Here is a 13,352-nt window from a genome sequence, read left to right on the forward strand (position 1 = left end):
CGCGGCCTGTCCCCGACCGGCCCTTCCCGAACTGGGGCAAGCCCCAGACCTCGGACGGGCTGGGCCGGATGTCGCCGCTTGCGGCCACTTCAGCCCCTCCGGCGCTTGAGGGGCGGGGTCCGGGGCAGCGCCCCGGAAATGGCCCGCGCAGCGGCCCGCCCTGCCCCCCCTACCCCCGCAGCCCGTACGTCCGGTCCGCCGTCCCCGCGAAGACGTCCGCCCGCTCCGCCTCGCCAAGCCCCGCCATCAGCTCCCGCGCCGCCGCCAGCACCCCCGCGTACGACGACGCCAGTCCGCACACCGGCCAGTCCGAGCCGAACATCAGCCGGGACGGCCCGAACGCGTCGAGTGCCGTGTCGCTGTACGGGCGCAGGTCCGCCACCGTCCAGGTCGCCCAGTCCGCCTCGGTGACCAGCCCCGACAGCTTGCAGACCGTGTTGGGCAGGGCGGCGAGACGGCGTACGTCCGAAGCCCACGGCTCCAGCTCCCCGGTCGCGACCGCCGGCTTGCCCAGGTGGTCGAGGACGAAGGTCAGGCCCGGGTGCGCGGCCGCCGCCTTCGCGGCGGCGGCCAGTTGCCCCGGCCGGACCACCAGGTCGTACGCAAGCCCCGCACGCGCCACCGCCGCCAGCCCGCGCCGCACGTCCGGCCGCAGCAGCCACTCGGGGTCCGGCTCACTCTGCACCTGGTGGCGGATGCCCACCAGGCGGTCGCCGCCCGGGAGTTCGCGCAGTCCGGCGAGCGCGTCGGCGACATCCGGCGCGGTGAGGTCGGTCCAGCCGACCACCCCCGCGATCAGATCGCTGGTGGCGGCCAGCGCGAGGAACTCGGGGGTCTCCTCGGGCACGGTGACCGTCTGGACGAGTACGGTCGCGTCGACCCCCGAGGCCGCGACCTCCGGAACCTGGTCGTCGATCAGGAAGTCGCTCCGGATCGGGGCGAGTTCGGGCCCGGTGATCCAGTCCTGTTCGCGTACGGACAGGTCCCACACGTGGTGGTGGGCATCCAAGAGGCGACGCACAGCGGTCACAGCTCCCACTCGTCGGCCCCGGCCCCACGGATCGCCGCCACCAGTCCCGTGTCCGGAAACATCGTGCTGCCGAAGCAGGTGATGAACAGGGCGATTCTCATGGCTGTTTCCCGACCTCCACCGGGACCGGTACGTCCGCCCCCAGCAAACCCTCCCCACGCAGTTCCTCCCACATCCGGGCGGGCACGCGTGTCGCGAACATGGCGGTCGCATCCGCCACTTCCGCCGCCGACCGCGCTCCGACCAGCACACTCGCCACCGCGGCCTGGCCGAAGGGGAAACGCAGGGCGGCGGCGCGCAGCGGGACGCCGTGGCGCGCGGCGACGGCCTCGGTGCGCAGGGCGCGGCCGAGGAGGTCCATCGACGCGGGAGCGTAGTCGTACGTCGCGCCGGGGCGCGGGTCGGCCAGCAGGCCGGAGTTGAAGACCCCGCCGACGACGACGCTCTTGCCGCGCGCGGCGGCCTCGGGCAGGACGCTGCCGGCCGCGCGCTGGTCGAGGAGGGTGTAGCGGCCCGCGCACAGCACCGCGTCCACATCGGTGTCGCGGAGGAAGCGGGTGAGCATCGCGGTCTGGTTCATGCCGGCGCCGATCGCCCGTACGGTGCCCTCGGCGCGCAGCCGCTCCAGCGCCGGGTAGCCCTCACGGAACGCCTGCTCGGCGTGGTCGTCGGGGTCGTGGAGGTAGACGACGTCGATCCGGTCCAGGCCGAGCCGCTGCAGGCTGTCCTCGACGGAACGGCGGATGCCGTCGCCGCTGAAGTCCCAGACGCGGCGGTGCGTGGCGGGCACGGCGAAGCCCTCGCCGTCCGTACCGCCGCGCCCGTCCGCGACCAGCAGCCGTCCCACCTTGGTGGAGAGGGTGTACGTGTCACGGGCCCGCCCGCGCAGGGCGTCCCCGAGCCGCCGCTCGGAGAGCCCGAGGCCGTAGTGCGGGGCGGTGTCGAAGTAACGGATACCGGCTTCCCACGCGGCCTCGACCGCCGCGGCGGCCGCCTCGTCGGTGACGGGCGCGAAGAGGTTCCCGAGCGCGGCGGCCCCGAAGGACAGGGAGGTGACGGGCACACCGCTGCGCCCGAGGGTGGCGACGTCCCCCGGAAGGCTCACCGGGCCGCCGCCGGGCGCAGTCGCAGGCCCTGCATGCCGCCGTCGACCGCGAGCGCGGTGCCGGTGACGGAGGCCGCCGCCGGGCTGGCCAGGTACGCGATGGCGGCGGCCACCTCCTCGGCGCTGACGAGGCGGCCCATGGGCTGACGGGCTTTGAGCGCGGCGCGCTCGGCCTCCGGGTCGTCGGCGGCGTCCAGCAGGCGGCCGACCCAGGGGGTGTCGGCCGTGCCGGGGTTCACGCAGTTCACGCGTACCCCTTCCCGTACGTGGTCGGCCGCCATCGCGAGGGTCAGCGACAACACCGCGCCTTTGCTGGCGCTGTACAGCGCACGCTGCGGCAGACCGGCCGTCGCGGCGATCGAGCAGGTGTTGACGACCGCCGCGTGCGCGGACCGCCGAAGGTGCGGCAGCGCGGCCCGGGTGGTGCGGACCGTGCCGAGGACGTTGACGTCCAGGACGCGGTGCCACCGTGCGTCGTCGTTGTCCTCGACGGTGCCCGCGGCGCCGATGCCCGCGTTGTTGACCAGGATGTCGAGCCCGCCGAGCCGTTCCACCGCCGCGCCGACTCCTTCCCGTACGGACGTGTCGTCCGAGACGTCCGCCTTGATCCCGTGCAGCGGCGCCCGCGCACCGGACGGGTCCAGGTCGAGTACGGCGACGTCGGCGCCGCGTGCGGCGAGCAGCCGGGCGGTGGCGAGGCCGATGCCGGAGGCACCGCCGGTCACCAGTGCCTTGAGACCGTCGAGGCGGTTGGGGTCGGTGTCCGGGGCACTGATCCGGTCGGTCATACGGCGCTCTCCTCTGCGGCGGTGGAAGCGGCGGCACGGGCGGCACCGGCGGCAGGGGCGGCAGGGGCCAGGTCCGCCGCCCAGGACGTCCCGCCCGGATAAGTGAACTCGGCGATCGACCCGGGCCGCATCGTGGCCGAGAACCCGGGCGCGTCCGGCGCCGCGTAGTGCCCGTCCCGTATCACCACGGGCTCGGTGAAGTGCTCGTGGAGGTGGTCGACGTACTCGATGACGCGGTTCTCGGTGGTCCCGCTCAGCGCGACGTAGTCGAACATCGACAGGTGCTGGACCAGCTCGCACAGCCCCACGCCGCCCGCGTGCGGGCACACCGGCACCCCGAACTTCGCCGCGAGCAGCAGGATCGCCAGGTTCTCGTTGACGCCACCGACCCGCGCGGCGTCGATCTGGAGTACGTCGATGGCCCCGGCCTGGAGGAGCTGCTTGAAGACGATGCGGTTCTGTACGTGTTCGCCGGTGGCGCCCTTCACCGGAGCCACAGCCTTGCGGATCTCCGCGTGCCCGAGGACGTCGTCGGGGCTGGTCGGTTCCTCGACCCAGTACGGGTCGAACTCGGCCAGTGCCCGCGTCCAGCCGACGGCCTCACCGACGTTCCACCGCTGGTTGGCGTCGATCGCGATGCGGATGTCCGGGCCGACGGCGGCGCGCGCGGTCCGCAGGCGGCGGATGTCGTCCGCGAGGTCCGCGCCGACCTTCAGCTTGATCTGGCTGAAGCCGTCGGCGACGGCCCGCCGGGCGAGCCGGGTCAGCTTCTCGTCGGAGTAACCGAGCCAGCCCGGCGACGTCGTGTAGCCGGGGTACCCGTTCGCGCGCAGCAGCGCCTCCCGCCCGCCGCGCCCCTCCCGGCCCCGCCGCAGCAGCTCCAGCGCGTCCTGAGGGCTGAGTACGTCCGCGATGTAGCGGAAGTCGACCTGCGAGACGAGCCACTCGGGTTCGGCGTCGGCGAGGAACTGCCACAGCGGCTTGCCGGCCCGTTTGGCGGCCAGGTCCCAGGCGGCGTTGACGACCGCCCCGATCGCCATGTGCATCACGCCCTTCTCCGGGCCGAGCCAGCGCAGTTGGCTGTCCCCGGTCAGGTCGCGACCGAGCGTGCCCGGGTCGGCGCACAGTTCGTCGGCCGGCCGCCCGACGAGGTGCGGGCGCAGGGCCTCGATGGCCGCGACCTGGACCTCGTTGCCGCGCCCGATGGTGAAGGTGAATCCGTGCCCTTCGTGACCGTCCGGCGCGTCGGTGCGCAGCACCACATAGGCGGCGGAGTAGTCGGGGTCGGGGTTCATGGCGTCGGAGCCGTCGAGCTGCCGCGAGGTGGGGAATCTGATGTCGTACGTCTCGACGGCGGTGATGCGGGGACCTGTGGGGGTCCCGGCCGCGGTCACGGTCACGGTCACGGTCACGTAAGGGCTGCCTCTCACGCTGGGGTGATGCTCTGGCGCGGACAGGGGATGCCGGCGGCTGCCACCCCCACCTTTCCGCCACCCCGCAATCTCCCGCGCCCCCGTGCCGCCCGCCTGGGTCCGCGACGCATATTTATCAGACCTTTCGTCCCCTCCAACACCCCTGGGACGCCGTTTCCCTAAGAAAAGCGGCAGATTGATCCGATGAATGTGGCCCCCCGCTCCGGCGGGAGGCCATCGTGAGGCTGGACGGGTCAGTGACTGGTGAGCTCGCCGCTGAGCTTGCTGTGCAGGTCGGCGCTGGGAATATTCAGCCCGATGATCTCCACTGTCTTGCCCCGCTGCTTGTACTTGGTCTCGATGGCATCGAGGGCGGCGACGGAGGAGGCGTCCCAGATGTGGGCCGCGGTGAGGTCGATGACGACCTTGTCCGGGTCGCCCGCGTAGTTGAACTGGGTGACCAGGTCGTTGGAGGAGGCGAAGAACAGCTCGCCGGTCACCCAGTAGACGACGCTGCTGCCGTCGGGGGCGACGACGGCGGTGACGTTCGCGAGGTGGGCGACGCGCTTGGCGAAGATGACCATAGCGGTGACGGAGCCGACGACGACGCCGATGGCGAGGTTGTCGGTGGCGACCACGCAGATCACGGTGATGGCCATGACGGCGATCTCACCGGCAGGCATCCGCTTGAGCGTCTTGGGGGCGATGGAGTGCCAGTCGAAGGTCGCGAACGAGACCATGACCATGACGGCGACCAGGGCAGCCATCGGAATGTCGGAGACGACCGGTCCGAAGACGATGCACAGCACCATCAGGAACACACCCGCCAGGAACGTGGACAGGCGCGTGCGGGCCCCGGACACCTTCACATTGATCATCGTCTGGCCGATCATGGCGCAACCGCCCATGCCGCCGAAGAAGCCGGTGACGATGTTGGCGATGCCCTGGCCGATGGACTCACGCGTCTTGGAGGAGTGCGTGTCGGTGATGTCGTCGACGAGCTTGGCCGTCATCAGCGACTCCATCAGGCCGACCAGCGCCATCGCGAAGGCGTACGGCGCGATCGTCGCCAGGGTGTCCACCGTGAACGGCACGTCCGGCAGGCCCGGGACCGGCAGCGAGGACGGCAGGGCGCCCTTGTCGCCCACCGTCGGGACCGCGATGCCGGCCGCAACGGTGATCACGGTCAGGATGACGATCGAGACGAGCGGTGCCGGGATCACGGTGGTGATCTTCGGGAAGAACACCATCAGCGCCAGACCTGCCGCGATCAGCGGGTAGACCGGCCACGGCACGTTGTGCATCTCCGGCACCTGGGCCATGAAGATCAGAATCGCGAGCGCGTTGACGAAACCGACCATCACCGAGCGCGGCACGAACCGCATCAGCTTCGCGACACCGAGCGCGCCCAGCGCGACCTGGATGACGCCGGCCAGGATGACGGCGGCGATCAGGTAGCCGAGGCCGTGCTCGCGGTTGAGAGGCGCGATGACCAGGGCGACGGCGCCGGTCGCGGCGGAGATCATCGCCCGTCGTCCGCCGACGATCGAGATGACCACAGCCATGGTGAAGGAGGCGAACAGGCCGATGGCGGGGTCGACGCCGGCGATGATCGAGAACGAGATCGCCTCGGGGATCAGAGCCAGCGCCACCACGAGGCCGGCGAGCACCTCTGTGCGGAAGACCTTGGGGGACAGCCAAGACGGGCGGTAACCGCGCAGCCGGTCGGCCGCGGACAGTACGGAAGAAGACAAGAGAAGCAGGACCTGTCGTACTCGGGCACGCCCGCAACACCGTGGAGCATGCATGGAAGCGCGAGAGGCCGGGTGGCATCCCGCAGAACGCCCGCGAGCGGCGGGCCTGGGGTTCCTCAGGGAGCGGACAACGTCAGGTGGTGCCACACCGGGCAGCACGTCAGGCTGTCGGGCAGGCGGGGCAGGCGGGGATACGGCATCGCGGCCAGTCGCACGCGCCCTCCCGCCGTATCCGTCGATCGTCGCCGGGAACGTCGTCGGTCCCGGTCCTGGCTCACCCCCCCCAGTCGCGGAGCCCGTCCGCGCCATGAACAGCAGGGGCAGCGAGACATCAGCGCAGGGCATCCAACTCTAACATCGAGGTAGATATCGCTTGTCTGGCGCCACAGGGCCCGCGTCGAATCCGCTCAGCCGCAACCTTCCGGAAGGTGCGATGCAGCGAACGCTCTGACCCCGATACTTCCCCGACCCGCGTCAGGGGCGCGGAGGTACACGTCAGTGACCTGCACGCATCCGACGCCTCAGCGTCGCCGCGAAATCCTCGGCGGCCATCAGCTGGGCGCGCAGCGTCTGGCAGCGGGCGTCTGCGACCTTGCGGTAGGAGTCGAGGCGCTCGCGGAGACGCTCTCGCTCCTCACCGGTGGCCGGATCGTCCGTGGCAGCGATTCGGTCGGTGATGTCCAGCAGATCCCGCATCTCCTCCAGGGAGAAGTCCAGCGGCTTCATCCGGCGGATCACCATCAGCCGCTCGACATCGGCGTCGGTGTAGAGGCGGAAGCCGCCCTTGCTGCGGGCCGAGGGGATGACGAGGCCGACTTCCTCGTAGTGCCGGATCGTGCGCAGCGACAAGCCCGTCCGCTCGGCCACCTCGCCGATCTGCATCTGCCGCTCTGTCATGGCCGCGCTTTCTCCTTCTCTGCCCCCGCCGACCTTCGAAAGATCGAAGCGCTCCAGCATACGTGGCTGGAATGGCATGGCCGAGGGCTTGCCCACCCGTATCGGACAAGCCACAAACTCACACCCTTCCCTAACGTCAGGGTAGAGTTTGGTCCGGACGACGTAGTCATCCACCTCACCGACGCCCACATCTCAGACGCCTCCTCGGTCGCCGCCCTGGAGGCCACACCCACCCTGCGCGGCTGCTTCAGCGGGGCAGGGTTGTCAGCCAGTCGGTGAGGATCTTGTTGACCTCGGCGGGTCGTTCTTGCTGGATCCAGTGGCCGCAGTCGTCGAGGAGGTGGGAGGAGCTCAGCCCGGGCAGCGTGGCGGGGTATGCGTTGATCGCGTCGGCCAGCCACATGGTGGAGGCGTCCAGGCGGCCGCCGATGAACACCGACGGCTGGGTGACGGGGGCGCCGTCAAAGGCCGCGAGGTCTTCCCAGTCGCGATCCATGTTCCGGTAGCGGTTCAGAGCTCCGGTCAGGCCGGTGTGTTCGAACTCCCCGGCGTAGACGTCCAGATCGCCCTCACTGAGCCAGGCGGGCAGCCGACCGGCCGGAAACCGGTCACGCAACATGCCGCCCCCGCTGACGAAGTGCGGGTCCGGAGCCCCCGACGCGGGCATGGTGTCGCCCGACATGGCCGCGTAGAAACCCGCGAGCCAGCCGCGCACATCGGGTTCGATCTCGGCCTCGGCGCGGCCTGGCTGTTGGAAGTAGGAGACGTAGAACTCCTCGTCCCGGAGAACCAGCCTCGTTGCCGTTTCAGCAAATGACCTCTGGGCGGTGACCGTGTCACACATTCCGTGAGCGATCTCGAGTGTGGCTTCACCCCACGGCAGCTTCTACCGTCCTGAGCACGGCCGGAGAGACCGGCCCGGTGACGCATTCGCGAGGGAGCGGCAATGGTCTGGCCCATCGCGGAGGTCGCTCAGATGTCGGGCGTGATCGCCCGGACTCTGCGGCACTACGACGAGATCGTTCTGCTGCCGCCGGCCGGGATCGGCCCCAACGGCCACCGCTACTACGGAGCACCAGCAAACCGCCGCCGCGGAGGGATGCGGCCCCCGCGCGAGCGGGGCGCCGGACGCCGATCGGCTGACACCGGCATTCCCCCAGGCAGAAACGATTCTGCGCAACCACTGTGTGGTGGGGCGGGTGGGACTCGAACCCACGGCCGACGGATTATGAGTCCTTTCATGATCGTCCGTGATCTTCCCGATCCTGCCGCGATCTTCCCATTTTCACAGGTCAGACGGCTACATGCCATCGGCCCGGTCCGTGGGCTTCCCGGTCCTTCCTGATCCTTCCGTCCACTGCGTGTCCACTCGCGCCCTTCCTCGAACCCCATGGGGACTTGCCGAGGACATCAGTGCAGGCTGCGGCCCAGAGGACCGAGGGTTCCGAAGAGGCGCGCAGCGGAGTGCCTTACCGATGAAAAGGGCCCCGCCCTCGTCGCCCGAGGGAGGAGCCGCACGGCCGCTTCGCAGGTCAACCGTCTGTTCACAGCGTAGCGCGTTGCCGCTCACTACGAAGCGACACAGGCCGCCTCCCGCTCACCGGACTCAAGTGCCGGCCATGAGACTGAACGGGCCGCGTGTTGGGCTATGCGCGCCGGCCTTGGTGCCGTCAGCGTTTCGCCTTCGTTCAATCCCAGGCGAGTTGGCCGGTCGGTGTCTGGGGGCGGGGTGACGGCACAGCGGCGGCGGTGTGGGTGATGCGGTGGGTCAGGGCCGTGCTGCGGCGCTGGGTGCGGTTGTTGGCGACGGCCCGTTGGACGGCTTCCGTCTGGCCGATGATCATGACGCCTTTACGGGCGCGGGTGACGGCGGTGTAGAGAAGGTTGCGCTGGAGTAGCGGCATTCCGGCTGCGCTGATCATGGGCACGATGACGTATGGGTATTCGCTGCCCTGGGAGCGGTGGACGGTCAGCGCGTAGGCGTGGACCAGCTCGTCGAGGTCCGTGAAGGGGTAAGCGGCCACCTCGTAGTCGGGGAAGGTGACGGAGAGCTGGTGGGCTTCGAGGTCGATGGCGGTGATGGTACCGCTGCTGCCGTTGAACACGCCCGCCTCGCCGCGGTGGGGGTTGTTCCGAACCTGCTGGACGCGGTCGCCGAGCCGGAATGCCGTTCCGCCGTGGTAGTGCTGGGGCTTGTCGTCGGATGGAGGGTTGAGGCGCTGCTGCAGGCGCAGGTTGAGGTCGGTCATGCCTGCGATGTTCTTCTTGCCCGGGCACAGGACCTGGATGTCCTCACGGCTGGCCCCAAGATGCTTCGGCATGAGATCGGTGACGAGGTCCACCACCCGCTGGGCGATGTCCTCGGCGGCGGGAACGGGGCGGTTCCAGAACACCGTAGGGTCGTCTTGCGGTGGTTCGCCGCGCAGGATCCGGTGCGCGTTGGTCACGATCGCGGCGCTGTCGTCGTGCTGGCGGAAGACTTTGGTGAGCCGAGTGCGCGGGATGTCCTCGACGTCGAGCAGGTCGCGCAGGACGCGACCGGGGCCGACGCTGGGCAGCTGGTTGATGTCGCCGACCAGCAGCAGGTGGCATCCGTCGCGGACGGCGGCGAAGAGTCTGCGGGCCAGGGCTAGGTCGAGCATGGAGGCCTCGTCGATGACTACGAGATCGGCCGCCTCGAGGACGCTGGCGTGGTCGAACAGGGAGTCGCCGTCGGGCGGCCGGATGAGACGGTGCACGGTCATTGCCGCCTGGCCGCAGGTTTCCTCCAGGCGTTTGGCGGCCTTCCCGGTCGGGGCGGCGAGCGCGACGACCGCGCCGGCCTCGTCGGCGATCTCGACGAGAGTGTGCAGGGTGTGGGTTTTGCCGCAGCCCGGACCGCCGGTCAGGACGGAAACGGGCTGAGTGAGCGAGGTGAGGATCGCCTGATGCTGCTCGCCGGTCAGCCCGGCGGTCTCATCCGTGGTCAGGGCGGTCAGGCGCTCAGCCCAGGGGGCGAGTTCGGCCATCTGGGACGACGAGCCGAGCAGGCGCCGGACATGCCAGGCGAGTTGAGTCTCATCCCGGTACCAGCGCGGTAGGAGGGCGATCTCCGTGTCCGCAACCGCGTCGGTGCCATCCATGACGGGCAGCGGCAGCGTCTCGGTGATCACCTCGCCCTCGGCACGCAAAGCCTCCAGAGCATGGCGCAGCACTACGTTGTCGAGGATCTCCTCGGACGCGGGGTCGTCGTCGGTCAGCAGGCGACGAGTACGGGTGATCAGCACGCGTACGGGCAGATGGCAGTGGCCCCGGCCACCGGCCTCGTCCAGCTCGTGTACCAGGGCGGCCTTGAGGCGTTCGTCGCTGTGTTTGGGTACACCGACGGCGAGTGCGATCTTGTCGGCGTTGGCGAAGCCGATGCCGCGCACGTCCCGGCACAGCCGGTAGGGGGTGCGGCGGACGATGTGCATCGGGTCGTCGTCGGTGTCGGCGTAGGTGGTGTAGATCTTCACCGCGAGCGCCGGGGTGATCTCCAGGCCCTGCAGGAACACCATGATCTCGGCAATGACCTTCTGCTCCTGCCAGGCCACGCAGATCCGAGCCAGCCGGATCGTCCCGATGTTGTGGACTTCCAGCAGGCTCTGCGGTTCGGTGTCGATGACCTTCAGGGTCTGCTCGCCGAAGGTGTCCACGATCGCTGAGGCAAGAACCGGTCCGATACCACGGATCATGCCTGAGGCGAGGTAGAGGCGGATTGCCCGCTCGTCCGCGGGCACCGTGCGCTCACAGTGATCGGCCGTGAACTGCCGTCCGTAGCGGGGGTGCTGGGTCCAGGTCCCGCGCAGCCGCAGACTCTCCCCAGGCTGCGCGCCGAAGAGCGCCTTGCCGAGCGCGGTGACGCTCTCCTCGTTACCGGTCGCGGTGGTCAGCCGGAGCACCGTGCGCTCGTCGTAGCTGATGTGGAGCAGGTGGTCGACTACGCCCTCTACCACGTCGGGGGCGTCCGGGGACGTTTGGTGGGGCACGTGCTCCATCTCCAGAGGTACGTACGGCGGCGGACCACGCGGTGCAGTGGTACGGCAAGGTCAGCATGAGGCCCAAGGCGGCGCCCCGTCGCAGGGTTGAGGGATTCTCCTCACCCCAACGAGCGACACGAGCAGAGGCGGAGGAGAACGAATGCCATCCGCAACCGGGAGCCTGGTCGGGCGCCGAGCGAGCATAGGCGCCTCTCAGGTTCAGGCTCGCCGGTAGCCTGTTGATATGTCCGCCAAGCGCCACCGCTCCGCCCCGGCCACACCGCGTTCCGCCGACGCATCGGCCCAGGAACTGGAAACCCTCGCAGCCCGGCATCCCGAAGACCGGGAGCAGATTCTGCTGGAGGCGGCGGACGCCTGGTGCGAGGCCAAGGACTTCGACCGCGCTCTTGAGCTGTACGAGCTGCTGCTGGCCGGCGAATGCGACGAGCCGCACATGGTGGCCGCCTACCGCATCGGCGCACTGTTCGACGCCGGACGCGAAACTCACGCCCGCCAGGCAGCCCGCCAGTTGCGGGCTGTGCATCCGCGCGACGGCGATGCCTGGCACTTCGTTGGTGAGACCTTCGAGGCCGCCGGCGATCTGCACGCGGCCGCTGAGTGGTTCACCGCGGGAATCAGCCACATCCTCGGCGCCGCCGCCCAGCTCGCTGCCGACACCGTACGCACCGGCCCGCCCGGCCTCGACATGCTGCTCACCGGCCGCCACCGCGTCCGACGCCAACTCGGCGACCCACATGACGGGTGGGACGATGTCGCCGACCAGGTCCACGACCAGCTCCCGCCGCTGATGCGCGGCACCCACACCCTGGACGAGCTCCACGACCCCAAGCGCCTCGCCCAGCTCGACAACGACGACCCCGAAGTCCTGCGCGCCGAGATCGCCCGGCTCACCGAGCAGGTCGAACAGCGTCGCAGCGCCCTGAGCACACCGCAGCTGACTTGTGCGGTGTTCTGGCCGGAGCAGGAGTTCGCCGAGCTGCTCCGCCGCTGGCCTGCCTTCGCCGACGACTACGGCACCGACCACGCCCACCACCTGCGTGGGGTGGAGGAGCTGCTGCGTACCTACTCCGACCAGGGACACCCCCGCCTGGGCACCGCCCGCGGCACGGTCGACGACTTCACCGCCTACGCCCGCGACGAAGACCAGGACCCCGCCGCCGAAGGCCTGCGTGCTTCCTTCGCCGCCGACCTCGCCGCCCGAGGACAAGCCGAGGCCTGGCCCCCGCCCCGCAACGGACCGTGCTGGTGCGAATCAGGCCGCAAGTACAAGAAGTGCCACGGCAACCCAGCCCTCACCTGAACATCCCCTGCGGCACCCTTGCACGAAGGGCACCCTCCCTGAGCCGCAGACGCGCTCGCCCTCACGGAGCGGCAGTGCGCGCTTCCGGTGGGATGGCAGAGTGAGTCCCGTGACCAGTGACGAACTGATGAGCGCCTTGGCCGGGCTACGGCGTGCTCAGATAGGTAGTCGCCGCGCCCCGCACAAGCCGCTGCTATTGCTGTGGCTGCTCGGGCGGTTCGGCACCTCGGGCAGTACCACAGTGACGTACGACGAGGCTGAGGAGCCTGTCAGCCGTCTGATCAACGACTTCGGGCCGGCGGTGATGAGCCGGTCGAGGGCACGGGAGCGGGCTGCGATGCCCTTCGTACATCTCGAGCGCGAGCTGTGGGGCCTGCACGACCACGACGGCAACCCCATCGGGCCGGACGCCCCAGAGCGCGGGGGCTGGCTCCGTACGCGGGGAGCTCACGGCCAACTGCTTGCCCCGGTCGAGAAGTTGCTGGCTGACTCGGGCACGCTCGCGGCGGCTGCCCGGCTCCTGCTGGATCAACACTTCACGCCCGCGCTGGAGGCCGCCATCTGTGATGCCGTCGGCCTCGATCTGGCAGCCCTGGAGGACGCCGCCTATCAGCCGACCACGAAGAAGCGCCGCAAGCGCCGGCCCGGGTTCGCCGAAGAAGTCCTGCACGCCTACGCGTACGCATGCGCCATGTGCGGCTACGACGGCGCGCTCGGCCGAAACCCTGTGGGGCTCGAGGCCGCCCATGTCCGATGGCACAGCCAGGACGGGCCGGACGAGATGCACAACGGCCTCGCGCTGTGCTCCCTGCACCACACGCTCTTCGACCTGGGCGTCATCGGCCTGATGCCGGACCTGCGAATCCAGGTCTCCCAGATGTACGTGACCCGTAGCCAGGCGGGACAAACCATCGACGCCCTGCACGGGCAGCCTCTGTCCACGCCCAGGCCCGGACGACCCGCCGTCGACCCCGACTTCGTCGTCTGGCACGGGTTGCAGGTCTTCAAACGGCCTGGAGCACAGGCCGCTTAGTTCATCGGGTCCGG

General features: G+C 69.9%; 9 protein-coding genes and 2 pseudogenes. 3 read left to right on the forward strand and 8 right to left on the reverse strand.

What is annotated here, in order from left to right; translation table 11 throughout:
• Window positions 1-169: 169 nt before the first annotated feature.
• The 7 genes and pseudogenes from J7E91_RS08985 to J7E91_RS09015 form a co-directional block, all read right to left on the reverse strand.
• Complete coding sequence (locus J7E91_RS08985) at window positions 170-1,030, reverse strand: amidohydrolase family protein (RefSeq protein ID WP_308376242.1); 861 nt, start codon at window positions 1,028-1,030, stop codon at window positions 170-172.
• A 97-nt stretch (window positions 1,031-1,127) separates the two neighbouring features.
• On the reverse strand, window positions 1,128-2,135 hold the full coding sequence (locus tag J7E91_RS08990) for an aldo/keto reductase (RefSeq protein WP_214900636.1): 1,008 nt from the start codon (window positions 2,133-2,135) through the stop codon (window positions 1,128-1,130).
• Window positions 2,132-2,923 carry an SDR family NAD(P)-dependent oxidoreductase gene (locus J7E91_RS08995; protein ID WP_214900638.1) on the reverse strand — a complete coding sequence of 264 codons (792 nt, stop codon included), beginning with the start codon at window positions 2,921-2,923 and terminating at the stop codon, window positions 2,132-2,134. The genes J7E91_RS08990 and J7E91_RS08995 overlap by 4 nt, the downstream gene beginning before the upstream one ends.
• A complete protein-coding gene (locus J7E91_RS09000; protein ID WP_374224655.1) occupies window positions 2,920-4,335 on the reverse strand; it encodes an enolase C-terminal domain-like protein in 1,416 nt (471 codons plus the stop codon). Before J7E91_RS09000 ends, J7E91_RS08995 begins: the two co-directional genes overlap by 4 nt.
• A gap of 254 nt (window positions 4,336-4,589) precedes the next feature.
• Window positions 4,590-6,089: a SulP family inorganic anion transporter gene (locus tag J7E91_RS09005; protein ID WP_214900640.1), complete on the reverse strand. Its 1,500-nt coding sequence runs from the start codon at window positions 6,087-6,089 to the stop codon at window positions 4,590-4,592.
• A gap of 495 nt (window positions 6,090-6,584) precedes the next feature.
• A complete protein-coding gene (locus J7E91_RS09010) occupies window positions 6,585-6,986 on the reverse strand; it encodes a MerR family transcriptional regulator (protein WP_214900642.1) in 402 nt (133 codons plus the stop codon).
• A 247-nt stretch (window positions 6,987-7,233) separates the two neighbouring features.
• Window positions 7,234-7,767: pseudogene (locus J7E91_RS09015) on the reverse strand (alpha/beta fold hydrolase); the annotation flags it as partial.
• 165 nt (window positions 7,768-7,932) lie between these two features.
• On the opposite strand from J7E91_RS09015, the pseudogene J7E91_RS09020 reads away from it, so the two are divergent.
• A pseudogene (locus J7E91_RS09020) lies at window positions 7,933-8,055 on the forward strand (MerR family DNA-binding transcriptional regulator); the annotation flags it as partial.
• A 619-nt stretch (window positions 8,056-8,674) separates the two neighbouring features.
• Here the strand turns inward: J7E91_RS09020 and J7E91_RS09025 are convergent.
• Window positions 8,675-10,993: an ATP-dependent RecD-like DNA helicase gene (locus tag J7E91_RS09025; RefSeq protein ID WP_214900644.1), complete on the reverse strand. Its 2,319-nt coding sequence runs from the start codon at window positions 10,991-10,993 to the stop codon at window positions 8,675-8,677.
• A 235-nt stretch (window positions 10,994-11,228) separates the two neighbouring features.
• Between J7E91_RS09025 and J7E91_RS09030 the strand changes: the two genes are divergently transcribed.
• Together J7E91_RS09030 and J7E91_RS09035 are read left to right on the forward strand one after the other, a co-directional pair.
• Entirely contained in the window at window positions 11,229-12,305 is a 1,077-nt protein-coding gene (locus J7E91_RS09030; RefSeq protein WP_214900646.1) for an SEC-C domain-containing protein, read from the forward strand.
• A 109-nt stretch (window positions 12,306-12,414) separates the two neighbouring features.
• Entirely contained in the window at window positions 12,415-13,338 is a 924-nt protein-coding gene (locus tag J7E91_RS09035; RefSeq protein WP_308376245.1) for a phosphorothioated DNA-binding restriction endonuclease, read from the forward strand.
• The last annotated feature ends 14 nt before the right edge of the window (window positions 13,339-13,352 follow it).

Origin of the sequence: Streptomyces sp. ISL-99 (assembly GCF_018614005.1) — a bacterium.
Taxonomy (GTDB): Bacteria; Actinomycetota; Actinomycetes; order Streptomycetales; family Streptomycetaceae; genus Streptomyces; species Streptomyces flavidovirens.

Bases quoted from the DNA above. Each gene is read 5' to 3' on its own strand.
- J7E91_RS08995 (WP_214900638.1), bottom strand. From the start codon at position 2,923: ATGACCGACCGGATCAGTGCCCCGGACACCGACCCCAACCGCCTCGAC.
- J7E91_RS09010 (WP_214900642.1), bottom strand. From the start codon at position 6,986: ATGACAGAGCGGCAGATGCAGATCGGCGAGGTGGCCGAGCGGACGGGC.
- J7E91_RS09030 (WP_214900646.1), top strand. From the start codon at position 11,229: ATGTCCGCCAAGCGCCACCGCTCCGCCCCGGCCACACCGCGTTCCGCC.